General features: G+C 74.9%; 16 protein-coding genes and 3 pseudogenes. 7 read left to right on the forward strand and 12 right to left on the reverse strand.

Features of this window, described 5'->3' with window-relative positions; translation table 11 throughout:
* Positions 1-182: 182 nt before the first annotated feature.
* Positions 183-947 (reverse strand): IclR family transcriptional regulator, encoded by a 765-nt coding sequence (locus ADL05_RS12775; RefSeq protein ID WP_053617155.1) that lies wholly within the window; start codon positions 945-947, stop codon positions 183-185.
* A gap of 77 nt (positions 948-1,024) precedes the next feature.
* On the opposite strand from ADL05_RS12775, the gene ADL05_RS12780 reads away from it, so the two are divergent.
* Positions 1,025-2,215: a 4-hydroxybenzoate 3-monooxygenase gene (locus ADL05_RS12780; RefSeq protein WP_053617156.1), complete on the forward strand. Its 1,191-nt coding sequence runs from the start codon at positions 1,025-1,027 to the stop codon at positions 2,213-2,215.
* A gap of 33 nt (positions 2,216-2,248) precedes the next feature.
* Here ADL05_RS12780 and ADL05_RS12785 read toward each other — a convergent pair whose 3' ends face one another.
* Complete coding sequence (locus ADL05_RS12785; protein WP_053617157.1) at positions 2,249-2,899, reverse strand: TetR/AcrR family transcriptional regulator; 651 nt, start codon at positions 2,897-2,899, stop codon at positions 2,249-2,251.
* A 482-nt stretch (positions 2,900-3,381) separates the two neighbouring features.
* On the opposite strand from ADL05_RS12785, the pseudogene ADL05_RS29675 reads away from it, so the two are divergent.
* Positions 3,382-3,765: pseudogene (locus ADL05_RS29675) on the forward strand (AAA family ATPase); the annotation flags it as partial.
* Positions 3,766-3,932: 167 nt separating this feature from the next.
* Here the strand turns inward: ADL05_RS29675 and ADL05_RS12795 are convergent.
* The 8 genes from ADL05_RS12795 to ADL05_RS12830 all read right to left on the reverse strand — a co-directional run bounded on the left by ADL05_RS12795 (position 3,933) and on the right by ADL05_RS12830 (position 16,194).
* Positions 3,933-4,460, reverse strand: coding sequence for a DoxX family protein (locus tag ADL05_RS12795; protein ID WP_053617159.1), 528 nt, complete (start codon positions 4,458-4,460; stop codon positions 3,933-3,935).
* Positions 4,461-4,731: 271 nt separating this feature from the next.
* On the reverse strand, positions 4,732-7,995 hold the full coding sequence (locus tag ADL05_RS12800) for a glycoside hydrolase family 38 C-terminal domain-containing protein (RefSeq protein WP_053617160.1): 3,264 nt from the start codon (positions 7,993-7,995) through the stop codon (positions 4,732-4,734).
* 81 nt (positions 7,996-8,076) lie between these two features.
* A complete protein-coding gene (locus ADL05_RS12805; protein ID WP_053617161.1) occupies positions 8,077-8,694 on the reverse strand; it encodes a TetR/AcrR family transcriptional regulator in 618 nt (205 codons plus the stop codon).
* Positions 8,695-8,813: 119 nt separating this feature from the next.
* The gene (locus ADL05_RS12810) at positions 8,814-9,887 is read right to left on the reverse strand and encodes an alpha/beta fold hydrolase (RefSeq protein ID WP_082376353.1); all 1,074 of its coding nucleotides are present in this window, start codon (positions 9,885-9,887) and stop codon (positions 8,814-8,816) included.
* 257 nt (positions 9,888-10,144) lie between these two features.
* Positions 10,145-11,251 (reverse strand): hypothetical protein, encoded by a 1,107-nt coding sequence (locus tag ADL05_RS12815; protein ID WP_156365831.1) that lies wholly within the window; start codon positions 11,249-11,251, stop codon positions 10,145-10,147.
* 96 nt (positions 11,252-11,347) lie between these two features.
* Positions 11,348-13,522: a SpoIIE family protein phosphatase gene (locus ADL05_RS12820; RefSeq protein WP_053617162.1), complete on the reverse strand. Its 2,175-nt coding sequence runs from the start codon at positions 13,520-13,522 to the stop codon at positions 11,348-11,350.
* Positions 13,523-13,761: 239 nt separating this feature from the next.
* Positions 13,762-14,937, reverse strand: coding sequence for a glycosyltransferase (locus ADL05_RS12825; protein WP_053617163.1), 1,176 nt, complete (start codon positions 14,935-14,937; stop codon positions 13,762-13,764).
* A 354-nt stretch (positions 14,938-15,291) separates the two neighbouring features.
* Entirely contained in the window at positions 15,292-16,194 is a 903-nt protein-coding gene (locus ADL05_RS12830) for a bifunctional 2-polyprenyl-6-hydroxyphenol methylase/3-demethylubiquinol 3-O-methyltransferase UbiG (protein ID WP_197285785.1), read from the reverse strand.
* Between the two features lie 353 nt (positions 16,195-16,547).
* Between ADL05_RS12830 and ADL05_RS32280 the strand changes: the two are divergent.
* A pseudogene (locus ADL05_RS32280) lies at positions 16,548-16,824 on the forward strand (AMP-binding protein); the annotation flags it as partial.
* Positions 16,825-16,830: 6 nt separating this feature from the next.
* Here the strand turns inward: ADL05_RS32280 and ADL05_RS12835 are convergent.
* Both ADL05_RS12835 and ADL05_RS12840 read right to left on the reverse strand, forming a co-directional pair.
* Positions 16,831-19,110, reverse strand: coding sequence for a serine/threonine-protein kinase (locus tag ADL05_RS12835; RefSeq protein ID WP_053617164.1), 2,280 nt, complete (start codon positions 19,108-19,110; stop codon positions 16,831-16,833).
* Positions 19,111-19,328: 218 nt separating this feature from the next.
* A complete protein-coding gene (locus ADL05_RS12840) occupies positions 19,329-20,600 on the reverse strand; it encodes an MFS transporter (protein WP_053617165.1) in 1,272 nt (423 codons plus the stop codon).
* 353 nt (positions 20,601-20,953) lie between these two features.
* Between ADL05_RS12840 and ADL05_RS12845 the strand changes: the two are divergent.
* From ADL05_RS12845 to ADL05_RS12860, 4 genes and pseudogenes are all read left to right on the forward strand, one after another.
* Positions 20,954-21,229, forward strand: a pseudogene (locus ADL05_RS12845) (methyltransferase); the annotation flags it as partial.
* Between the two features lie 29 nt (positions 21,230-21,258).
* On the forward strand, positions 21,259-22,065 hold the full coding sequence (locus ADL05_RS12850; protein ID WP_053617167.1) for a Rossmann-like domain-containing protein: 807 nt from the start codon (positions 21,259-21,261) through the stop codon (positions 22,063-22,065).
* Positions 22,062-23,024 (forward strand): GHMP kinase, encoded by a 963-nt coding sequence (locus tag ADL05_RS12855; protein WP_053617168.1) that lies wholly within the window; start codon positions 22,062-22,064, stop codon positions 23,022-23,024. Before ADL05_RS12850 ends, ADL05_RS12855 begins: the two co-directional genes overlap by 4 nt.
* On the forward strand, positions 22,982-24,019 hold the full coding sequence (locus ADL05_RS12860) for a pyridoxal-phosphate dependent enzyme (RefSeq protein WP_053617169.1): 1,038 nt from the start codon (positions 22,982-22,984) through the stop codon (positions 24,017-24,019). The genes ADL05_RS12855 and ADL05_RS12860 overlap by 43 nt, the downstream gene beginning before the upstream one ends.
* Positions 24,020-24,263 lie beyond the last annotated feature (244 nt).

Genomic DNA, 24,263 nt, shown 5'->3' on the forward strand with positions numbered 1-24,263 from the left:
CGGTCTTCCGGTCTTCCGGTCTTCCGGTCTTCCGGTCTTCCGGTCTTCCGGTCTTCCGGTCTTCCGGTCTTCCGGTCTTCCGGTCTTCCGGTCTTCCGGCCTTCCGGCCTTCCGGCCTTCCGGCCCATCGCGTCGAAGGCCCCGCCCGGTGCGACCCCGCCCTGCCGTGACGCCCGGACCGGTCAGTCCTCGGTGGCGGCCAGGCGTCGGCCCAGGCCCTCGGCCCCGGTGCGCAGCGCCGGGACCAGCCTGGACAGGTCGGCGCGGACCGTGCGGACCACGATGCCCAGTGCTGCCGCCGGCGGCCCGGACCCGGTCGACACCGGGACCGCCACCGAGCACGAGCCCAGGGACATCTCCTCGCTGGTCGAGGCGTAGCCGCGCTCGACGGCCGTGCGCAGCTCGCGCAGCAGCCGCCCCCGCTCGGTGATCGTGTGCCGGGTCTGCCGGGAGAGCGGGCCGTCGCAGTAGGCGCGCCGGAAGTCCTCGTCGGCCCAGGCGAGCAGCGCCTTGCCGACACCGGTGGCGTGCAGGGGCAGGTGGGCGCCCACCCGGGAGAGCACCGGGACCGAGCGGTGCCCGGACAGCTTCTCGACGTACAGGGCCCGGTCACCGTCCAGAACGGCGAGGTGGATGTTCTCCCGGGTCGCCTCGTACAGGTCCTGCATGAACGGCAGGGCCGTCTCGCGCAGCCGGTCGGACACCGGCGCCAGCAGACCCGTCCGCCACAGCCGCAGCCCGATCCGGTAGCGGCCGTCGTCGTCGCGGTCCAGCGCGCCCCACGCCACCAGGTCGCCCGCCAGCCGGTGCACGGTGGCGGGCGGCAGGCCGGAGCGCCGGGCGAGCTCGGTCAGGGTCGCCTGGGGATGCGCGGCGTCGAAGGCGCCGAGGAGGTCCAGGGCGCGGGCGGTCACCGAGCGACCCGCCGCGGTGCTGTTGCCTGCCATGGATCCATTCTCGCCGATCTTCCACTGGACGGAACGACACGCTGGTGTGTGACCTGACCCACCGATTCAGTGGGGGCATGAACGCACTCACTACCCGTACCCAGGTGGCCATCATCGGGGCGGGCCCCGCCGGTCTGACCCTGTCCCACCTGCTGGCCGCCCGCGGCATCGACTCGGTCGTCCTGGAGACCCGCGACCGCGAGGCGATCGAGAGCACCATCCGCGCCGGAGTCCTCGAACAGGGCACCGTGGACCTGCTGACGGGCACCGGGGTGGACACCCGCGTGCTGACCGAGGGAGCACGGCACGACGGCGTCGAGTTCCGCTTCGACGGCCGGGGCCACCGGATCGACTTCGCGGGGCTCGTGGGCCGCTCGGTGTGGCTCTACCCGCAGCACGAGGTCCTCAAGGACCTGATCGCCACCCGCCTGGCCGCCGGCGCCGACCTCCGCTTCGGCGTGAGCGACGTCGTGCCGACCGGCGTGGAGACCGACGGTCCGGCGGTCCACTTCACCGACGCCCAGGGGCGGCGCGTGGAACTGCGCTGCGACGTGGTGGCGGGCTGCGACGGGTCGGCCGGGGTGAGCCGCGCCGCCCTGCCCGATGACCGCCGCGTCGACCACTTCCGCACCTACCCCTTCGGCTGGTTCGGGATCCTGGCCGAGGCGCCGCCCTCCTCCCCGGAGCTGGTCTACGCCCACTCCGACCGCGGGTTCGCCCTGATCAGCACCCGCACCCCCGAGGTGCAGCGGATGTACTTCCAGTGCGCCCCGGACGAGGACCCCGCGGCCTGGAGCGACGCCCGGATCTGGGACGAGCTCCAGGCGCGGGTGGCAGGTGACGGCTTCGCCCTGAAGGAGGGGGCCATCTTCCAGCGCGGCGTGATCCCGATGCGCAGCTACGTGTGCGACCCGATGCGCTTCGGCCGGCTGATGCTGGCCGGGGACGCCGCGCACACGGTGCCGCCCACCGGGGCCAAGGGCCTGAACCTGGCGGTGGCCGACGTGGTCGTGCTGGCCCGGGTGCTGGAGGAGTTCCTGGCCTCGGGCCAGGAGCGGCACCTGGAGGCCTACGGGCCCACGGCGCTGCGCCGCGTCTGGCGGGCCCAGCACTTCTCGTGGTGGATGACCTCGATGCTGCACACCCCGCCGGATGCCACGCCCTTCGACATCCGGCGCCAGCTCGGCGAACTCGACATGGTGACGAGCAGCCGGGCGGGCGCGGCCTACCTCGCCGAGGCGTACACGGGCTGGCCGATCGACGACTGAGTCCGCCCCTCCGACGGTGCCCGCGCGCCTGGCTCAGCCCTGGTCGGACAGGCGGGCCACCAGGGCGTCGATCACCGTCTCGGTGACCGCGGCCATGTCCACGGCCTCCGGGTCCAGCAGCCACTGGACCTGTAGGCCGTCCATCACCGCGATGATCGCCGCGGCCGCCTCCCCGGCGGGCGTGCGCCCGTCCGGGCCGGGTGTGGCCGCCGCCGCGCGGGCCCCTGGCCCGAGGCGGTCGAGCACGGCGTCCCCGATCTCCTGGCGCAGCACCGTGAAGCGGTGCCGGAACCACTCCTGGGCGGGGTGGCGGTCGGTGGCGCTCTCCGCCGACAGCACCGCGTAGAGCTGCGTGGTGCCCGGGCGTTCGGCGTTGCGCTCGGCGGTGGTCACCAGGTGGTCGAGCATCCGGCCGCCCCCGGGGGCCGGATCGGTGTCGTCGCGCAGTTCCAGGACGGCCGTGAGCAGGGCGGTCTTGGACCCGAAGTGGTGCAGGACCCCGGCCGGGGTGATGTCGAGCATCGCGGCGATGTCGGCGAGCGAGGTGTTGTTGAAGCCCTGGGTGGCGAAGGCCTCGGCGGCGGTGCGCAGGATCTGCTCGCGCCGGTTCACCCGCCTGCGCGGCGCGGGGGCTCCGCCGTCCTCGGCGGGGCGGGTGTCCGCTGCGCGGGTGGTCTCGCTCATGACGGCAGTTCTCCAGTTCGTCGCACCCGGGGGTACTCGGGGCCCAGCGGCGCCCGCGGTCCCCACGGTACCGAGGCTCCCGGACGAACCCTCGCTTCAGGAACATTCAGTCGGTGATGGTCCGCCCTGGAAGGCCCGCGTCTCCCCGGTACGACAGCCTCGTCAACGACGTGGCCCTCACCTCGGACGGCGCCCGGTCCACCGACTCCGCTCGGGGGGAACTCCACCTCAACCGGATCCAGGCCACCGCCGACGGCCGGACGCGGGTCGTCGGTCACTTCGCCGACCAGCGCGTCCACACGATCGGCCCGGAGACCGGGGCCTCCACGGTCGTCGAGGGCGTCGAGGCGCCCAACACCGACGGCCTCGTGCTCCACGGCCCACGGCCGTGGGCGGTGCAGGGTTCGACGACAAGGTCTCCGCCGTCGTCGTGCCCGGGGGCGAGCACAGAAAAGGAAGGGGGCCTTCGGCCACTCCCTTCCACTCTCAACTACCGGACGCCCGCGGAGGTCATGGCCGAGGCCGAGCCGGTCATCCGGGCCGCGCTTCCGGACGCCAACGTGCCCACGTCCGTCCGCGCCAGCGGTGTCCCGGTCGTCCACGGGCCGGTGGCGGACCTCGGCGCCGTCCTGGCGGCCTGGCTGGCCGGGAACGCGGAGGGGACCGCCTGCGTCATCGGCGCCCCGGGGTTCCGATCGACGACGCGGGTACGGTCGCTGACACCGGAGCTGGCGAAGGGGCTGGAGTTCGACCTGGTCGTCCTGGTGGACCCGCAGGACTTCGGCGGGGGGATCGAGGGGGCGGTCGACCGCTACGTCGCGATGACGCGGGCGACGCGCGAGCTCGTGGTCCTCACGGGTTCCTGATCCGGCCGCAGGGGCCGAGAGGAGCCCTGACCTGCGCTGATGATGGTTCGTGTATCCGAACAGTGCCCTGGAGGTGCGTCACTTTCCCCTGGGTTCCCACTGGGGCCGGCGGAGCCGCCGGGCCGGGACCGGCCGTCCGGAGGGGGCCGGTCCCGGAGCCGTCCGGGTCAGGCGCGCAGGAGGAGCACCACGCCGGAGGTCCCGGCGCCCAGCACGACGGCGCCCAGGCCGTAGTACAGGTGGTGCCGGTTCAGCACGGGCCGGAGGCGGTCCACGGCGTAGCGTCCCGGGCCGGTCACGGCGATGGCGACGGCGGCGAGCGCGAGCACCAGCGGGTACTCCATCCCGCCGAAGAAGCCGTCGCCCCAGTGGAAGGCGGCGGCGTTGACCATCACGCCGATGGCGGCGGCGCCGGCCAGCGGGGTGAGCAGCCCCAGGGCCAGGCCGAGGCCGCCCAGGAACTCGCTGAGTCCGGCCACCACGGCCATGAGCTCTCCAGGGCGGTAGCCCGCGGCGGCGAAGAACTCGCCGGTGCCGCTGATGCCGTTGCCGCCGAACCAGCCGAACAGCTTCTGCGCGCCGTGGGCGGCCAGCACCAGGCCGCAGGTGGCGCGCAGGAGCAGCAGACCGAGGTCGAACGCGTGGTCGGTGGAGGCGGGTGAGTGGGGAGGGGAAGACGTGGCGACAGAGGTCATGGGGGGTCCTCGTCTCGTGAGCGGGGGGCGGTCGGGGCCGCGACGGTGCGGCCCACGGCGGGCGACCGCGCTCGGAGGAGAGGGGGAGCGGCCGCCCTCGTGAGACAGCTCTGGGAGCGCTCCCAGGGCTGGGCTGATTATCCGTGCCCCTGTCGCTTCTGTCAACGGTCCCTGGCCGTGCGTGACCATCGGGTTCCGGGCTCCCTGGCGCGCGACCCAGGGGCTTCACGTCGAAACCGCGGTCGGCCAGGGGCTCGACCGCGGGCACCGGTCACGAGGCCGCCGGCCGCAGACGCAGCGTGAGGATCTGGAACGGACGCAGCGTGACGGCGATCGCGCCGTCCTCGGAGCCCGCGCCGTCGGAGCCGACCGTGGTGTCCAGGGCGGGGGCGTCCTCGAACTCCTCCTCCAGGAGGTTCACCGCCCGTACACCGCGCACCGGGAAACCCGGCCGTACGACCACGCGGGCGCGCCCGCCGCGTGCCTCGTACAGCCGCACCACGACGTCGCCGGAGCGGTCGTCGGCGAGCTTGACCGACTCCACGACCACGCCCGGGTCGTCGACCCGCACCAGCGGCTCGACGGCGGCCGCCCCCGGCACCTCGCGCGGGGGCAGGTTGATCCGGTAGCCCTCGCGTACCGCGTCCAGGATCTCGGCCCCGGGAACCAGCGCGAAGTGGAACCGGTGCAGGCCCTGGTCGGTCTCCGGATCGGGGAAGCGCGGCGCGCGCAGCAGGGACAGCCGCACGGTCGTGGTGGTCCCGCCGTCCTCGCGCACGTCACGCGTCACGTCGTGGCCGTAGGTGCAGTCGTTGACCACGGCCACGCCGTAGCCGGGCTCGCCGACGTGCACCCAGCGGTGCGCGCAGACCTCGAACCGCGCCGCGTCCCAGGAGGTGTTGGTGTGCGTGGGACGCCGGACGTGGCCGAACTGGATCTCGCAGGCGGCCTCGTGCGCGCGCACGTCGACGGGGAAGGCCGCCTTGAGGAACTTCTCGCGCTCATGCCAGTCCACGACCGTCGACACGTCCAGACGCCGTTCCCCCGGACCGAGCGAGAGGTGCTGCTCGACCGTGGAGGCCCCGAAGGACCGGGTGACCCGTACCGTGGCCGTACCCGCGACCGCGCCCGCCGGTCCCGCTCCGGGGCCGAGCACGTCCAGGGTGTCCAGGGCGGTGAGGTCCTGCCCGGTGTTGCGGTAGAACGCGTCGACGTCCCACGCGTCCCACTGGTTGGGCACGTCCTGGTGCAGCTGGAGGAGGTTGCCCGGCCGCCCCGGCGCGAGGACCTCGCGGTCGGCCACCCGGTCCAGGACCGAGGTGACCAGGCCCCGCCCGTCCACGGTGACCGTCAGCAGCCCGTTGTCCAGGACCAGGCCGCCGTCCGGGCCGGGGCCGACCGTCGCGGCGGGCTCCGGAGAGGCCGGGGCCGGGGCGGGGCCGGCGCCCATGGCCGGGATCCCGGCGCGGTCGTGCGGCGCGGCGTTGAAGACCACCCGGCCGCCCCACGCCGTGTCGGCCACCTCCGTCCCGAAGGACGTTGCGTTCGCGCCCGCATCGGTCGCGCCGTCATCGGCCGTGCCCGCATCGGCGGAGCCCGTGCCGTCCGTGCGTGCCTCCGCTGAGCCCGCGTCCGTCGTGCCGGCGTCCGCCGCGCCCGTGCCCGCGTTCGGCGTGCTCGCACCGGGGCCCGCGGCCAGGGCCGCCTGGGCGGCTCCGATGATCTCGCCCAGTTCCGCCGCCGCCTCGGCGTAGGCGGCGGCCGCCTCGCGGTGGACCCACGCGATGGAGCTGCCCGGCAGGATGTCGTGGAACTGGTGGAGCAGCACCGTGCGCCAGGCCCGCTCCAGCCGCGCGTAGGGGTAGTCGGCGCCCGTGCGCACCGCGGCGGTGGCCGCCCACAGCTCGGCCTCGCGCAGCAGGTGCTCACAGCGCCGGTTGCCCCGCTTGGTGGCGGCCTGGCTGGTGTAGGTGCCGCGGTGCAGCTCCAGGTACAGCTCACCGAGCCAGACCGGGGCGTCCGGGTACTCCTCGTGCGCCCGTGCGAAGAACGACGCGGGGTGCTCGACCGCCACCCGCGGCGAGCCCTCCAGGTCGCCCAGGCGCGCCGCCCGGGCCAGCATCTCGCGGGTGGGGCCGCCGCCCCCGTCGCCGTGGCCGAACGGCACGAGCGAGCGCGTCGCCCCGCCCTTGTCGCGGAAGGTGCGGGAGGCGTGCGCCAGCTCGGCGCCGGTGAGCTCGGCGTTGTAGGTGTCCACCGGAGGGAAGTGCGTGAAGACCCGGGTGCCGTCCAGGCCCTCCCACCAGAAGGTGTGGTGGGGGAACGGGTTGACCTGGTTCCAGGAGATCTTCTGGGTGAGGAACCAGCGCGACCCCGACAGCCGGACCAGCTGTGGCAGGGCCGCCGAGTAGCCGAAGGAGTCCGGCAGCCACACCTCCTCGGTGTCGATGCCCAGCTCGTCGCGGAAGAACCGCTTGCCGTAGGCGAACTGCCGGGCCAGCGCCTCCGCCCCGGGCATGTTCGTGTCGGACTCCACCCACATCCCGCCGACGGGCACGAACCGCCCCTCCCGCGCCAGCTCCGCCGCCCGGTCGAAGAGCTCGGGCCGGTGCTCCTGGAGCCAGGCCCACTGCTGTGCCTGGGACATCGCGAACACGAACCCGGGGTGGTCCGCCATCAGACCGATCACGTTCGCGCTGGTCCGCACGACCTTGCGCACCGTCTCGCGCAGCGGCCACAGCCAGGCGGAGTCGATGTGGGCGTGCCCGACGGCGGAGACCCGGTGGGCGCCGGCCGCGGCGGGGGAGCGCAGGGCGGGGGCCAGTACCCCGCGCGCCCGCTCGGCGGTGCCGGGGACGTCCTGGGGGTCCAGCGCGTCCAGGGCGCGCTCCAGCCCGCGCAACAGCTCCCAGCGGCGCGGGTCCCCGGTGTCCAGGGCGCGCATCAGCCCGTCCAGGACGTCCAGGTCCATGGCCAGCTCCCACACTGCCGTCTCGAACACGGCCAGGTCGGCGCGCAGCAGCCGGTACAGCGGCCGGTCCGCCGGGCCGGGCCCCTCGCCCAGGTCCGTGGGGCGGAAGGGAGGGTGGCCGAGGATGACGGGGTTGGCGGCGGCCTCGACGTGGAACTCCACCTCCGTGCCCGGGGCCGCCCCGACCGGGACCCAGGCGTTGCGCGGGTTGAGGCCCTTGACGATCGTGCCGTCGGGGCGGTGGACCAGGCCCTCGCACTGGAAGCCGGGCATGCCCTGCTCGAAGCCGAGGTCGACCACCGCCTCCACCCGGCGATCCGCCCAGGTGTCGGGTACCCGGCCGCGTAGCCGGAACCACGTCGTGCCCCAGGCGGGGCCCCACGCGTCGCCCACCGAGGCGGGCTCGTAGGGCGCCGCGATCCCCCGCGCCGCGTCGACCGGCTCCCCAGGCACGTCCCAGCGGGCGACCTCCATCGGGACCGCCTCCGTGTACACCGCGGGCCACACCCGCTCGCGCAGCACCCGTTCGAGTCGTGCCTCGGTCAGCCGGCGGTCGTCGTGCACGGCGGTCTCCGTTCGTCGCGGTCCCGTTCCGGCCACGTTGGCAGCGGGCGTCCCCCGGGTCAACGACCGGGCGTCCGCGCCTCAGGGGGCGGTCGTGCGGTGCAGCATGTCCAGGACGGCGGCGGTCGCGGCGGTGAGGTCGTAGCCGGGGTCGGCCAGGGTCTGCGCCACGACCGCGTCGATCGCGCCGTTGAGGATCACGGCCAGCGTCGCGGCGTCCAGGTCCGCGCGGTACTCGCCGGCGGACACCGCCGCGGTGACCAGGTCGGCGAGCACCCGCCGGCGCTCGGGCGAGGCCGGGCCGTCGTCCACGCCCGTGTCGACGGCGGGCGCGAGCGCCTCGGTGAGCACGCGCACGTGCGTCGGGTTCTCGGCCATGTGCCCGATCATCGACTCCACGTAGGCGTCCACGGCCGCAGCCGGGCCCGGGGCGAGCCCGACCGCCGTCCCGACCCGCTCGGTGAGCGCTTCGATGACCGCGTCGTAGGCGGCGCGGATGACGGCGTTCTTCGACGCGAAGTGGTAGATCACCGCCCCCTTGGTGATACCGGCGGCGTCCGCGATGCGCTGGAGGGAGCAGGCCGCGTAGCCGTGCTCGGCGACCAGGCCGATGGTGACGGCGACGAGCTGTCGACGGCGCGCGCGCTCGGTCAGGGTGGGCTGGCGGGCGCTGTCGGCCCCGCGTGGTCCGGCGGGCACTCTGCTGCTACCTCCTGGCAGTTCCGGGGGCCGGTGGCGGCGGCCGGGGACGGTCCTTCTGTACCACGTGGGGCGTGCGGACCCGGTCCGGGACGGGTCGGCACGGGGCCCGGACCGGGTCAGTGCGCCGTGCCGACGAAGTCCGCGACGTCCGCGGCGATCTCCCGCGGGTACTCGCCGTTGACCGCGTGCGAGGCGTCGGGGTAGGTCACCACCGTGCTCCGTGGCAGCGTCCGCTCCGCCACCCGGGCGGCCTCGGCGGGGTCGTGCATCACGGACTCGCCCGCGAGGATCACCAGCACCGGCGGGCGCACGCCTTCGAGCTGGTCGCCGGTGAACCGGGTCGGCGCGGGGAGCGCGAGGGAGTAGTGCCGCATCCCTGCCTCGATCATGTCCGCCACCGGGACGTCCTCGACCGGCGCGCCACCGGCGGTCCACTGGTTGAACCCGTCGCGCCAGCTCTTCGGGAACCAGGGGACCGAGGCGGGGATGGAGCGCAGCACCACCTCCAGCGGCAGGTCGGCGAAGGTCACCGCCGGATCGAGCAGAATGAGGCCGGCCACGGTCTCCGGGTGCCGGATCGCGAGGTTCATGGCGGTCCACCCGCCGATCGACAACCCGAGCAGCTGCACCTTCGGCTCGGGCAGCTGGGAGAGCGCCTGGTGCAGCCACAGCGCCTGGTCCGCGTCGTCGCGCACAGGGCCGGACTGGATGCTCGCGCCGGGCTCGCCGAGCAGGTCGATCAGGTACACGGTCCGCACCTCGCGCAGGGACGCGAGGTTGTCGGCGAACACCGGCGCGGCCGCGGCCCGGCCGGGGAGCAGGACCAGCGGCTCCTTCGAGGGAGCGGCACCGTCGAACCGGTACATCCGGACCACGCCGTAGTCCGTGCGCAGGTCCAGGACGTCGTCCGGTGCGGGCAGCTCCGCCATCGCCCGCTCGTAGGCGGCGAAGAAGGCGTCGTGGCCCTCCGCGGAGGTGAAGTGGCCGACGGGTGCCCCGCCCCGGGTGACGGCCCAGCCGAGGAGGAGGGCGGCCGTCAGCACGATCGCGCCCGCGCGCAGCAGGCGCCGCCGACGCCGGGGCACCGCCGTCCGTGCGTCCGTGCTCGTGTCCGTGTTCGTCGCCGTGCCCGCGTCCGCGCCGGCGTCCCCGGTCGTGTCCGACTCGGCGGCCGGTCGGTCGTCCCGCATGGCGTCCCTCGTCCCCGCTTGCCTGACCCTACGGTCAATAGTCTGACCACATGGTCAGAAAAAGGCAAGCGGGTGCCCCCGAACGGTCGAACCGGTGCGTTGGGAGGGGCGCCGTCCCAGGAGTCCAGGGGCCGGTCGCGGGCGGACCGGGGTCGGGCGGCCGGCCCAGGGCCGCGAACCAGAAGGGGGCCGAGGGGCCGGAGTCGGGACACGCGGTGACCGACGGCCGGAGCAGGGGCCGACGAAGGAAGGCGCGGTCAGCCGGGGACCAGGACTCCGGCCAGCAGCAGGACCGACAGCAGCCCCGCGACCACCGCGGCCGTGACCGCGTAGTGGCGTGCGGACGCCCGCCCCGGCATCCACCTGACCGCCACCATCGCAGCGGTCAGTGCCGTGATCCCGATCGGCAGCAGCGCCCGCCACACGCGGTCGAAGGAGTCCATCGGCAGGAACGGGGCCGCGCCGTACAGCGACAGGACCAGTGCCGGAAGCGCCACCAGCGCCGCGCCGACCCCGGCCACGAGCGTGAACCGGTCCTGCGACTCCGAGCCCTGGGCGATCGCGAACGTGGACATGCTGTTGAGCAGGGAGTGCAGCCGGGAGGCCTCCTCCGCCAGTTCGGCGTCCATCGCCTCGCAGTGGCGCACGCCCGCCCGGTGGGTGACCGTCCACTCCGGGAGGTCCCCCGCCGGTGCCGACTCCTTCGTGTGCGGGAGGCCGGCCAGGTACACGCCGTCGTGCCAGAGCCAGATCCACAGCCCCTGACGGGCCGCCTCCACCGCCTGGTCGCGCGCCCGCCCCACCGCCGTGGCGAGTTCGACGGCCGCCGCCAGCAGGGGTCGCAGCGCGGTGTCGGACCGTCCGGCGAGCTGGTCGGCGATCGCGCGTTCGAGCTCGTAGCGCAGGCCGCGCAGGCGGAGCACCTGGTTGCGGGAGCCCTCCGCGAACGCCTTGGCCATGGTGACGGCGACACGCGCGGCATCGCCGTCGAACCCGTGCGCCGGTTCGGCGAGGGAGGCGATGAGGTCGTCGTCGGCCGCGGAAACGGGCTCGGTCTCCTCGTGCCAGCCACCGGCCTCCGACCACACCGCCTGGAGCGCGAGCGTGACCCGGGGGCGCTCCTCCCCGGTCGCCGCCACGCGGACCCGGCCCACGAACAGGCGCCGACGCCCGGACCCGCCCACCACACGGAGCAGCGGCGCGACCATGAACACCCCGGACGGGGACGCCTCGAAGGCCTCCTGCTCGCCGTCCTCCCACGGCGCGGCGAGGGGGACCACGGAGATGACGGCCTCCCTGCCGCGGTCGCTTCGGGGCGTCCGTCCCTGCAGGACCCGGTGTCCCTTCTCGGGTGCTTCGTGCATGCGCGGAAGATTACGGGATGTGGTTGTTCACCCGGATATCGCCCAGTTCAGGAGGATGCGTCGGTGGCGCCGGGCGCGTCGGCCGCCCGCGGCGGGTCACCCCGGCGGGAGTGCCTGTTCGGCCCAGATCGTCTTGCCCGCCCCGGTGTGGCGGCTGCCCCAGCGCTCGGTGAGCTGGGCGACGATGAGCAGGCCCCGGCCGCCCTCGTCGTAGACCCGGGCGCGCCGCAGGTGGGGCGCGGCGCTCCCGGCGTCAGAGACCTCGCAGATGAGCGTCTGGTCGCGGATGAGTCGGAGCCGCACCGGCGGACTGCCGTAGCGCAGGGCGTTGGTGACCAGCTCGCTCACGACCATCTCGGTGACGAAGGCCGCGTCCTCCAGCCCCCAGTCGGCCAGCTGGGCACCGGCGAGAGCGCGTGCCCGGGAGACGATCGCCGGGTCGCTGGGCAGGTCCCACGTGGCGACGTGGTCCGCGTCCAGGCCCCGGGTCCGGGCCAGCAGGAGCGCGATGTCGTCCGTGCGGCGGCCCGGCAGCACCGCGCGCAGCACCCTGTCGCAGGCGTCCTCCAGGGCCGGACCGGCGTCGGCCAGGGCGGCGCGCATCAGCTCGTACCCGGCGTTCGGATCACGGTCGGGCGCCTCGACCAGGCCGTCGGTGTACAGGGCCAGAACGCTGCCCTCGGGCACGTCGAACTCGGTGACCTCGAAGGGCAGGCCGCCCAGGCCCAGCGGCGGGCCGACCGGGATGTCCAGGAACTCGACGCGGCCGTCCGGGGTGGCCAGCGCCGGGGGCGGGTGCCCGGCCCTGGCGATGCCGCAGCGCCGCGAGACCGGATCGTAGACGGCGTACAGGCAGGTCGCGCCGAACTCGCCCGCGCCCTCGCCCTGCCCGGACGGTCCCCCGTTCGCGGCCGCCTCCTCGCGGTCCAGGCGCAGCACGAGGTCGTCCAGCTGTGTGAGCAGCTCGTCCGGAGCCAGGTCCACGTCGGCCAGCGTGCGCACCGCCGTGCGCAGCCGCCCCATGGTGGCCGAGGCCTGCAGCCCGTGGCCGACCACGTCGCCCACCACCAGCGCCACCCGCGCCCCCGACAGCGGGATGACGTCGAACCAGTCGCCGCCGACCCCGGCCCGCGAGTGGGCGGGCAGGTAGCGCGAGGCCGACTCCACCGCCGCCTGCCGAGGCGCGCGGTGGGGCAGGAGGCTGTGCTGGAGGGCGAGCGCGTTCGCGCGCTCCCGTGTGTACCGGCGGGCGTTGTCGACGCACAGCGCCGCGCGGGAGGCGAGTTCCTCCGCCAGGAACTGGTCGTCCTCTCCGAAGGGTTCGGGTGTGCGGTGGCGGGCCAGGATCAGCAGCCCCAGGGTCACACCGCGGGCGGTCAGGGGCACCAGCAGCTTCGAGTGCATCCCGTGCCGCGTCATGCTGTGGGCGCGGTCGGGGGCGTCGGCGGCCCACCAGCGCACATGGGCGTCGTCGACCGTGTACCGCGCCGCCTGCCCCGTGCCCAGCGCCCGGCCCGGCGGTGAGTGCGCGGTGTAGGTGTGCAGCCCGCCGAGCGGGATCACGGACTCGGGGCAGCCCTCGATCACCGAGCGCTGGGCGGACCGGCGGAAGACCGCGTCACCGCTCGGAGGGACCGGGTCGGCCTCCTCGCCCCGCACGACCGCGTCCAGCAGGTCCACGACGGCGAAGTCGGCGAAGTGCTCCGTGCTGACCTGGGCCAGTTCGTCGGCGGTCCGGGCCACGTCCAGGGTGGTGCCGATGCGCAGCCCGACCTCGTTGAGCACGCCGAGCCGTCGGCGGGCCCGGTACTGCTCGGTGGTGTCCACTCCCGCCACGGACATCGCCCGGACCCGGCCGTCGGCGTCCTTGACGGGATACAGGTTCAGCAGCCAGGCGTGATCGCGTGACTCGCCGGGAGGCCGCAGGTACGCCTCGTAGGGCACCGACGCGCCGTCGCGCAGGACCCGTTCGACGACCGCGTCGACGTGCTCCAGGCCCTGGACGAGCCGGTCGGGGCCGGACTCGCTCAGACGCAGGCCCAGCAGGTCGCGCTCGGGCCTGCCCATCGCCCGTTCCATGGCCGCGTTCACCGCGATCGCGCGGGCCCGGTGGTCGAAGAGCGCCATCGGCAGCGGGATCTGGTCCAGGGCCCACTGCTTGAGCACGGCCGTGGACGGAGCACTGTTGTCGCCCGCGCGGTCGCGGACGGCGTCGGCCTGCTCGGGTACGGCTGCCGCGGGCACGACCGCCGGGGCGTCCTCGCTGTCCATGCACCGCCTCCCCCCACCGCGGCCCCTGGTTCCAGCTTGCGCCCTCGGCGCGGGATGCACAACTGTGACGAGCCGCTGACCTGGGGTGGAGCGCGCGAGGGCGGGGCGCGGGACCCGGACCCCGGCGAGGCCCGGGCCCCACGTGTGCGCTGGGGCGCGTTCCCCTGTCGACTGATGAGAACGCGGCGAGAGTGCCGCCGGGGCGCCGCGCAGCAGGGCGAGTGTCCGCGGAACACGCGCTAGCCGCGGGCCGCCGACAGGACGACGTCGACCAGGCGCTCGGCGGCGTCGGGGCGGCCGTGCTCGCGGGCGCGCTCGGCGATCCGCTCGCGCCCCCGCGGGTCGGACAGCAGGGAGTCCACCGCCGTCCGCAGGTGCTCGGGCGTGACGTCGTCGAGCAGGGCCACGGCGGCGCCGGAGTCCCGCAGGTGCCGGGCGTTGTGGCGCTGCTCGTCGCCCGCGGACGTGGCGAGCGGGACGAACACGGCCGCCTTGCCCAGGGCGGTCAGCTCGGCGATCGTCCCCGCTCCGCTGCGCGAGATCACCACGTCGGCCAGGGCCAGCACGTCAGGCAGCTCCGGGCCGACGAAGGCCGTCAGGTGGTAGCGCCCGGCCAGATCGGCGGGCAGCTCGGCCGCGTGCCCGCGCAGGGCCTCCAGGTTCGCGGCGCCGCACTGGTGCACCACGTTGGCGCGCGCGAGCAGCCACGGCAGGACGGCGCGTACGGTGTCGTTGATCTGGGCCGAGCCCTGCGCGCCGCCGGTGACGTACACGGTGGGCAGCTCCGGGTCGTGCCCCTCGAACCCCAGACCCTTGGCGCCCAGGTCGGCCTGCCCCGTCAGCACCTCGGGGCGGACGGGGTTGCCGGTCACGGCGGCGCTGTCGCGCGCGCCGTCGGGGAGGAGTCCGAGGGTGGAGGGGGAGGACACCGCGACACGGGCGGCCACCCGGGCCAGGACCTTGTTGGCCAGTCCCAGGCGGACGGTCTGCTCGTGCACGACCAGGGGCCGCCCGCACAGTTTCGCGGCCAGGCCCACCGGAACCGCCACGTAGCCGCCGGTGGCCAGGACCGCGTCGGGCTTGAAGTCCGAGACGAGCGAATGCGCCTGGGCCACACCGATGGGCACGTTGGCCATGTCGCGGATGTTCTCCGGGGAGGCCAGCTTGAGCGGGTTCCTGGACCGGCGGATCTTGCCGGTGGCCACCGGGGCGAAGGCGATGCCGTGGCCGGCCGCGACCCGGGACTCCAGGCTGTCCTCCGTGCCCACCCACAGGACGTCCAGGGTGTGGCCCGCGGCCTCCAGGCGGTCGCGCAGGGCGCGCACGGTGGTGAGCGCGGGGTAGGTGTGGCCACCTGTCCCCCCGCCGGTCACGATCAGACGCAGGTCCCGCAGGGGGAGGTCGTCGCTGTTCACACGATTCCTATCTGGTGGCTCCGGAGCGGTGCGGAGCAGATGGTTCGGGCAGGGCGGGGCGGTGGGCGGCCGGGGCGGTAGCCGCGCGGTGACCCCACAGCACCGTAACGCCCGCCGGGACCGGTCCTCGCACGCGCGTGGGCGGCGCACTGGGCAGTGGGACGCGCACCGGGCGCGCCCGGTTCCGTCGGGCGCCCCGGGCGGTCCCTCGCGGTCCTGTGAACCGCCCTGTGAACGGCCTTCAGGAACCGTGCCGGGTGGTCGCGCGGTCCACGCTCACGAAGGGTCGGACACCGCGGTCGTGTGAGGCGGGACACGACACGCGAGGGGCGCGCGGCGCCGTCCGCGACGGAGTCACGCGGTCACCGCGCGCCCGGTCCACAGGATCGTGGGCTGGACGACGTACGCGTCGGGGTCGGACCCGACCCACTGCGCACTGTCCGGGTCGAGGAGCGCTTCGGCGCGGGCGAGGTCCGCGTCGTCCATCCCGGCGGCGCGTCCGTGCGAGGCGGCGGCGTGGCGCATCTCGGGCCAGGCGATCTGCTCCAGGAAGGTGCGCGCGGCGGGCTCCGAGGAGGGAGCGGCGAGGGGGAGGACCCGCAGCGCGACGTCGGCGAGCCCCGCTCCGCGCATCCACGCACCGAGCCGCTCGTAGTGGGTCGGCCCGTCGACGGGCAGGCCCCAGGTGAGTTCGGACGCGGTGCGGACGAGCCGTTCCAGGCGGGAGTGCCCGGGCAGGAACATCGACTGGTAGTAGTTCGTCGTGAACAGCGCCAGCACTCCGCCGGGCGCGAGGGCTCCCGCGAGCGCGCGGACGATGGCGGCCGGGTCCTCGAAGGTGGCCGGCCACACGACGTCGGAGGACCAGATCAGGTCGAAGCCGCGCTCGGCGGTGGCGGCCTCGCCCGCGACGTCGCGGAGGTCGGCCACGCGCAGATCGAGGTCGGGGGCCGGTGCGCCGTCGACCCGGTCCCTCGCCGCCTCGATCGCCCGGGCGTCGGCATCGACGGCGAGCACCGTGCCGCCGCTCCGGCGGGCCACGGCCAGGAGTTCCGGCAGGGCGCCCCCGCCTCCCGTGCCGGCGTCGAGGATCCGCAGCGCGCGGTCCGGCTCGGGCAGCGGGATCGCCGCGACCGCGGCGGACACGGCCGGGGCCGCGAAGTCACGGTTGGCGACGAGGTAGTCGACGTACCGGCTGGTGTCCGGACCCGCGCCCGTGTCGTCCTTGCGCGCGTCGGTGCCCACGTCCGAGTTCACTGTGTCCTCCTGCGGTTCGGTGGTGACGTTCGCCCCACCCTAGCGTGAATGATTATCATTTCCATGGCTTGGTCCAGCCCCGGAGGCGGGCGCTCCGCTGCCGACCCCGGCGTCGGCCCGGATCCCGATCCCGGCCGGTGCGCCCCCGGCCGCGTCACCCGGTACGGCCGCGCCGACGGATGCGCGAAGGGTCGTCGTTCCGCGATGATGAGAGCTGGGACACCACTGCTTCGGCATGGTGATGGGCAACCTGGCGGCCACCAGCCACGGGGCCTGCGTGGTGATCCCCGCCCCGTCCTTCGAGCCCGGCGCCACCCTGCCAGCGGTGGCCGCGGAGCGGTGCACCCGCGGTCCACCCCGACATCGTCGACGCACAGGTCGTCGGGGCCCCCGACGAGAAGTACGGGGAGGAGCTGATGGCCTGGATCACACCGGCGCAGGGCGCCGGGCGGATCATGGCGGAGTCCCTGCGCGAGTTCTGCGAGGGGCGGCTCGCGCACCACAAGACTCCCCGCCACGTCCACCTGGTCGACGAGTTCCCGATGACCGTGACCGATCCGCAAGGTCGAGATGCGCGAGCGGTCGGTGCGCCTCCTGGGCCCCGCGGCGCCGGAGGGGCCGGGGGAGTGAGGCCGCTCAGAGGGAGTCGATGCGCGAGACGATCGCGGCGACCCGCTCGCTGATCGACGGGGCCAGCGGAGCGTAGCCCTCCTCTTCGGCCGCCTCGGCGGCGTCCTCGCCGAGCGCGTACAACCAGAAGTCGCGCAGGGCGGCACCGTCGCCGCCCTCGTAGCCGCACTCGAAGGCGAACACGTGGTTGACCCGCATGATCGGGTACGCGTCGCCCGTGGCCTGCGGCATCGAGGCGGCGCCGTCCTCCAGCCGCAGCTGCTCCGTGGCCGCCCGGGCGGCGTCGGAGTCGGGTTCGACCATGGTGCCGTCGTCATTGGCCACGGGCACGCGGTCGAGGTCGTGCGCGTCGGCGTAGGAGGCGTTGACGAAGCCCAGGCCACCGGGCTCCTCCATCAGCACCTCGTGCACGCCCTCGTCCCCGACGGCGGCCGTCGCCGTGTCCCCCCAGTCCCCGGCCCACTCCGTCCGGCCGGTGAGGAAGCGGCTGAACGCCCGGGCCGTGGACGCCGTGTCGTCGTGGCGCACCGGCACGATCTCCAGGTCCGGCAGCTCCATGTCCGAGGCGTCGCCCGCCGGCACGATGTCGCCGTAGTCGGTGGTCTGGCCCAGGTAGATCCGCGCCAGTTCGGCGGCGGACAGCTCCAGCTCCTCCAGGTCCTCGTTCGCGTGCACGACGGCGACGGCCCCGGCGACGGCGGGGAACTGCACGACCGGGCAGTCGCGCGCGGCCTCGGCCCGGGCGATCTCGGAGGCGTCGAGGGGGCGTTCGGAGGCGCCGAAGTCGATCTCGCCCAGGAGGAACTGCTCCACCCCGGCGCCCGAACCGACGGCGTTGTAGGAGACCGAGACCCCTGACTGGCGCCCGGAGTACAGGTGCGTCCACAGCTGCACCACGTCGCCGACGTTGGTGGAACCGGCTCCGGTGAGCGTTCCCGACAGGGTCTCCTCCGGCGCCAGGGCCGAGGCCACGTCCACGGTGTCGGTCTCCGGGGTGGCGGGCTCCTCCAGACCCGCGTTCTGACGTAGGACGTAGGCGGTGCCGAGGGCGCCCATGAGCGCGACCGTCAGCGCCCCGGCGGCACCGACGACCAGCGGCGCCCTGCGGCGGAGGCGCCCCGGGGAGCCGGACGCGGGCGGCCCCGCGGTCCCCGAGCCCGCGTGGGCCGGTGGGTTCGGATGGGCGGAGGCGAGAGTCGGGGCCGGGCCGGACACCGGTCGCGCGTGCGCGCCGGGCCCCGTGTTCCCGCGCGGGTCGGGCCCCGCTCCTTGGTGCGGGCCGGGCACCGGTTCCGCGGACGCGCCGGAGGTTCGGTCCGTGCCGGGACCCGCTGCCGGGCTCCCGTCCGCTGCGGCGCCCGGATGCCCGTTCGGCGGCGCGGCCTGATCCCCGGGCCAGTGCGCGCGGATGAGCCCGTCGACGAGCGTGGTGTCGTCGGTCCCGCGCTCGGCGGCCGGATCGGGCCCCACGACCTGGTGCAGGAGCCACGCGGCGGGCGGCCGGAGCGCGGGGTCCTTGTCGAGTGCCGCCGTCACGGGCGCGGACAGCTCCTCCGGCAGGCCCTCCAGATCCGGTTCCTCGTTGAGGATCCGGTACATCAGCGTCTCGGCCCCGCCGGAGCCGAAGGGCACGCGGCCGGTGGCGGCGTAGGCGACCATCGCGCCCCATGCGAAGACGTCGGCCTCGGGGCCGCTGACGCCCCGGTAGCGCTCGGGGCTCAGCCACGCGGGCGAGCCCACCAGGCCGCCGGTTTTGGTCAGCCCGGTCTCGTCCGCCGCCCGCGCGATCCCGAAGTCCAGCACCTTGGGCCCGTCCGGGGCGAGAATGACGTTGTCCGGCTTGAGGTCGCGGTGCACGATCCCCGCCGCGTGGATCGCGGCGATGGCCTCGGCCATCCCGGCCGCGACCACCCTGGCCTGCTCCAGGGGGAGCCGGCCGCCGTCGCGCACACGCAGGCCCAGGGTCGGTCCGGGGAGGTAGGCGGTGGCGTACCAGGGCAGCCCGGCGTCGGTGTCGTAGGCGAGCACGGGAGCGATACAGCGGGCGCGGACCCGGTGCATGAGCGCGATCTCGCTGGCGAAGCGGGTCCGGAACTCCGGGTCGTGCGCGTACTCGGCCCGCACGACCTTGATCGCGACCCACGCCCCGGCGGGGTCGGTGGCCGCCAGGACCACGCCCATGCCGCCCGCGCCGAGCCTGCCGTGGACCTTGAACGGCGGGAGCTGCCGGGGGTCGGTCGGTTGGAGCGGGCTGAGCCCTGGCGGAACGCGGGGCGGCGGAGTCATCGGAGTCCTCGGAGTCGGGGGCCTGTGTCCCGCGGCGCATCCTCGTGCCGGCCCGCGGGGGGAGGTCGGTCACGCCCTTGGATGCCGCCCGGGCGGTGTTCGTTCACCGCGGGAGTGCCCGTATCGGTGCGCCGCGCCCGGCCGCCTCCGCCGAAGGCCGTCGATCCGCCGGGCGCCTGAACGGGGCCGGACCCGTCGGGTGGACGGGCCCGGTCCGTTCACGGCCGGGAGATCGGCGTCCGGCCGAACGCGCGGGTCGGCGCGGCGCGGTCGACCGCGAACCCCCGTGCCCCCGGGGCGAGCGCGGCCAGGCCCGGCGCGGCGAAGCACAGCAGGGCGCAGGCCACCAGGACCGCCTCGGGGCCGAACGCCTGAGCGGCCGGGGCGATCAGCGCCAGCCCCACGGGCGCGAACCCGTAGGAGAACAGGAAGTCCAGCGAGGACACGCGTGCGAGCTTGCCCGGCTCCACCTCGCGCTGGGCGGCGGTGAACCACGGGACGTTGAACAGCTCCACCCCCACGCCCACCACCGCGTAGGCCGCGAACACCACGATCGGCCCAACGGGCAGGATGAGGCTGAGCGGGGCGAGTCCGTACAGCGCGAGTCCGGCCAGCGCCGTCCAGCCCTGGTGGCGCGGCGTCCAGCGGGCCACGATCACCGCGCCGAGCAGGGCGCCGCCGGTGTAGGCGGTCAGGGCACCGGCCAGGACGGCCTCGGTGCCGTAGTGGTCGCGGCTGGCCAGCGGCAACAGCACGCTGGTGGAGGAGTAGCCCGCGGCGATGACGACCGTCAGCGCGCCCAGCCCGGCCAGGAACCAGGGGTGGCGCCGCGCCTCGGCCAGTCCTTCGAGGAACTCGGTGTGGAAGGGCGCGCGGGAGGCGCGCGGGGCCGCGGTGTGCGAGCCCGGGCCCGGCAGGAGCCCGGCGGCGAGCCAGAACAGCGCCGTGACCATGAGGAGGGGAGCGGTGCCGAGCACCGTGGACAGCAGGGCGGTCACACCCGGGGCCAGCAGGGTGGTCACGCGCACGGAGAGGGTGATGGCGGCGTTGGCCCGCTGGCGGTCGTCGGGCTCGACGACCTCGGCGGTCAGGGCCTGGAAGGCGGGGCGGCAGGCGCCCTGGCCCGCGCCCACGACCAGTGCGGCGGCGGCCATCAGCGCGGGGGGTGTGCCCAGGCCGGCGACCATGACCGGTGTCGCGGCGGCGGCGAGCAGGCCGGACCAGAGGACGACCGCGCGGCGCGAGTGGCGGTCGGCGAGGAGCCCGCCGACCGGGACCGCGACGAGGAAGCCGGCGGTGCGGGCGGCCAGGACGAGGCCGAGGTGGACGGCGGTGAGCGTTCCGTCCAGGACGGCGAGTCCCAGGATGAAGGGCATGGCCCAGGTCGCCATCCCGGAGGCGGTGGTCGCGCACCACAGCCGGACGAACCGGGGGTGGCGCAGCAGCGCGGGCCGGGGCCTGGTCGCGTTCGGCGGCGTCGGCGAAGGCACGAGTCGTCTCTCATTCTCTGTGCGTGTACGGGTGGTCACCCCACCCTAGTGAAAACGATTATCAGTAGCGAATTGCCCGGCGGTGTACCGCGGTTCTTGCGCGAAATCCCCTTTGGCTGCCTCCGTGTCGCCATGGCCGCACTGGCCAGTGCAGACGTGCGGGACTCGAAGTGACAACGATTTTCATTTCCCCTATAGTGGCCGCGAGTGAGGGGCCTGTGACCGGGCCCTCACCGCCGCATGGTCCGGTGTTCGACGGGGAAGGGCAGGCGTGTCCGGTTCGGGCAACGCCGCCCCGCTCCCACCCCGCCCGCCCCGAGCCCGCCGACCACTCCATCCCCGAAAGGACACGCGTGGATCGCTCCCTGATCGCACGACTCCCCCTACCGCTGCCCGCCGAGCAGGTCATCGCCGTCGACCGGCCCGAGGCCGACCCGCACACGCACCGACGCTACGACCGGAACGGGTGGGAGTTCGACGTTCCCCCCGGCGTGTTCCTCCCCGGAGTCACCAGCCGCATGATCCGCCGGCGCCTCCTGGACGACGGCATCGACGTCCGCGGGCGCCACGACGGCGCCATGGGGTCGGGACGGGGTGTCGAGGCGGCCGTGGCCGGACCCCGCGGGGCGCTGTTCCGCCTCACCCGGGAGGACGCCCGGTGAGGAACCTCGACTCCCTGTTCGCGTCCGTGCTCGCCACCCCGGACCTGCCCGCCGCCACCAGCGTCTTCTGGGTCCACCACGGCACCCGCCTGCCCGGGGGCGACGTCACCTACCTCAACCAGTACGTCCTGGTCCGGGTCGGCCGCGCCTTCGGTGCCTGCGCCTTCGAGGCCGGGCAGATCGACCCCGCGGTGTGCGCCGACCTCTCCGGGCGCCCCCTCGCCGACCTCCTGCGCGACGGCGACGACGCCCTGCCGCCGCCGCTGCGCGTGGCCGCCCTGGACGCCTACCTCGCCCAGGCCGCGCCGCACGCCCTGGACGACCGCGCCGAGACGGTCACCCTGCCCCTGGGCACGCCCCTGGAGCGCGCGCTGGCCCGTGACGCCGCCATCGCCGGACTGCTCCCCGCCCCCGAGGGCCGCAAGATCGCCCTCATCGGCGTCGTCAACCCGCTCGTGGCCGCCATCCGCGAACGCGGCGGCGAGTGCCTGCCCTGCGACCTCAACCTGCGCGCCACCCAGTGGGGCGACACCGTCACCACCGACATGGACGAGGTCCTGGACACCGCCGACGCCGTCGTGGCCACCGGCATGACCCTGGGCAACGGCAGTTTCGACCACATCCTCTCCCGCTGCCGCGCACGCGGCCTGCCCCTGGTCGTCTACGCGCAGAGCGGCAGCGCCGTCGCCCGCGCCTTCCTCGGCCACGGGGTCACCGCGGTCTCCGCCGAGCCCTTCCCCTTCTCCCAGTTCAGCGCGGACCCGACCGCCCTCTACCGGTACCGGACGGAGAACGACCAGTGACGACCGGCCTGGGGCAGGCCACCTGCCACCACGGCGAACTCCTCCAGGGCGTCTTCCTCGACGGCGACGGCCGCCCCGTCCGGGGCCTGGTCACGCTGCCGATGGCCGACCCCCTCACCCGCGCGGAGTTCACCCCCCGGCCCGGCACGGGGCCGCACCGCATCGCGGTCGACCCGCCGGGCCGGGACAAGGCGGTCCGCGCCGCGGCCCTGGCCGCGATCGAGTGCGCCCGCGCCACGGGCCGGTACCCCTCCGGCGGCGACCTGCGCCTCACCGGCGGCCTGCCCGCCGGCCTGGGCCTGGGCTCCTCCACCAGCGACGTCACCGCCACCATCCGCGCGGTGGCCGACGCCTACGGGGCCCTGCTGCCCCCGGCCTCGGTGGCGCGGACGGCCGTGGCCGCCGAGGGCGCCTCCGACCCCGTCATGCTGGGCGAGCGCCCCGTGCTGTTCGCCCAGCGCGAGGGGCGCGTCCTGGAAGAGCTGGGTGCGGCCCTGCCCGAGCTGGCCGTGGTCGGCTGCCTGACCGGCCACGGGCGCCCGGTCGACACGATGGGCCTGCCCGGCACCGTGCGGAGCCGGGACGCCGCCGTCTACGAACGGCTGCGCGCTGCCCTGCGCGCGGCCGTGGCCGACGGCGACCCGGCGGAGGTCGGCCGGGTGAGCACCGAGAGCGCCATCCTCAACCAACGGGTTCTACCGAAGGAGGAGTTGGGGAAGATCAGGGGCGTCGCCCGCCACTGCGCGGCGGTCGGCATCCAGGTCGCGCACAGCGGCAACGTCGCCGGTGTGCTGTTCGACGCCACCGTTCCCGATCTGAGCGCCCGGATCGACGCCGCGGTCTCCGGACTGCGGAGCGAAGGGCTCGTGCCCACCCGGGTCTTCTCCACCCCCTCCAGGACCCACGGAGAACGAACTTGGACAACCACGTATGCGACGCTCTCGGCCGACCTGACCTGATCGACCTGGGCGAGGGCCTGGTCTGCCTGCGATTCGAGTCGATGAAGGCGGTGTCCGCGCTGGCGGCCGTCCGCCACCTGCTCGACACCGGCGCCGTCCGCCCCGGCGACACCCTGATGGACAGCTCCAGCGGTATCTACGCCTACGGCCTCGCCCTGGCCTGCCACCGCTACGGGCTGCGCTGCCACATCATCGGCTCCACGACCATCGACCACGTGACCCGCGTCCAGCTCGACGTCCTGGGGGCGACCCTGGAGCAGATGCCGCCCTCGGACGACCTGCGCCTGGACCAGAGCCGACGGGTCGCGCGGGTCCGGGAGGTGCTGCGCGAGCACCCCGACTACCACTGGATGCGCCAGTACCACGACTCGGTCCACTACCTGGGCTACCGGGAGGTCGCCGACCGCGTGGCCGCGGAGACCGGATCCGGCCCCCTCACCGTCGTGGGCGGGGTGGGCTCGGGGGCCTCCACCGGGGCTCTGGCGACCTACCTGCGCGAGCGCGATCCCGACACGCGGCTCGTGGGCGTCCAACCCTTCGGCAGCGTCACCTTCGGCAGTGACGAGGTCGAGGACCGCGGCATGATCATCGCGGGCATCGGCAGCTCCATCCCCTTCGGCAACGTCGACCACACCCTCTACGACACCGTGCACTGGACCGGCTTCGAGCCCGCTCTGGCGGGAAGCGTCGACCTGCTGCGCCGCCACGCGGTGTTCGCGGGCCTGTCCACCGGCGCCGCCTACCTCATCGCCCGGTGGGAGCGGATGCGCGCCCCCGCGCGCCGGGTGGTGTTCGTGGCAGCCGACACCGGCCACCGCTACGTCGAACCCGTCTTCGCCCGCCACGCCGAGGCGCGGGCGGTGGAGGACCTGGCGCCCACGGCCGTCCACGACCTCGCCGACCTGGTTCCGCCGTGGTCGCGGATGGAGTGGGGGCGCGCCAAGCCCCCGGCCCAGGGCGTGTACACCGACGACTGGTCGGCCGCTCGCGGCTGAGGCGGCGGGATCCGACGGGCGGCCCGGCCGACCGGCTCCGGGCCGCCCGTGTCGGCGCTCCGGAGCCGACCGGCGGGCGCCACCGGGCCGGGGCGGAGCCGGGGCGGGCACAGGCCACACACGCTGGCAGGCGCGGCTTCGCGCGGGCTTCGGTCCCACTTCGCTCCCGCTTCGTGCGGGGGAGAACCGGGTGGCTCCGGCGGTCGGGGCTCGGCTAGGGTGCGCTGGTCCCGCCCACGGCGCG

This window comes from Nocardiopsis sp. NRRL B-16309, assembly GCF_001279585.1.
Classification (GTDB): Bacteria; Actinomycetota; Actinomycetes; order Streptosporangiales; family Streptosporangiaceae; genus Nocardiopsis.

What these genes read in the sequence shown, in the direction of transcription:
- ADL05_RS12795 (WP_053617159.1), bottom strand. Translation starts at nt 4,460, where the DNA reads ATGACCTCTGTCGCCACGTCTTCCCCTCCCCACTCACCCGCCTCCACC.
- ADL05_RS12820 (WP_053617162.1), bottom strand. Translation starts at nt 13,522, where the DNA reads ATGGACAGCGAGGACGCCCCGGCGGTCGTGCCCGCGGCAGCCGTACCC.
- ADL05_RS12815 (WP_156365831.1), bottom strand. Translation starts at nt 11,251, where the DNA reads ATGCACGAAGCACCCGAGAAGGGACACCGGGTCCTGCAGGGACGGACG.
- ADL05_RS12810 (WP_082376353.1), bottom strand. Translation starts at nt 9,887, where the DNA reads ATGCGGGACGACCGACCGGCCGCCGAGTCGGACACGACCGGGGACGCC.
- ADL05_RS12785 (WP_053617157.1), bottom strand. Translation starts at nt 2,899, where the DNA reads ATGAGCGAGACCACCCGCGCAGCGGACACCCGCCCCGCCGAGGACGGC.
- ADL05_RS12835 (WP_053617164.1), bottom strand. Translation starts at nt 19,110, where the DNA reads ATGACTCCGCCGCCCCGCGTTCCGCCAGGGCTCAGCCCGCTCCAACCG.
- ADL05_RS12780 (WP_053617156.1), top strand. Translation starts at nt 1,025, where the DNA reads ATGAACGCACTCACTACCCGTACCCAGGTGGCCATCATCGGGGCGGGC.
- ADL05_RS12775 (WP_053617155.1), bottom strand. Translation starts at nt 947, where the DNA reads ATGGCAGGCAACAGCACCGCGGCGGGTCGCTCGGTGACCGCCCGCGCC.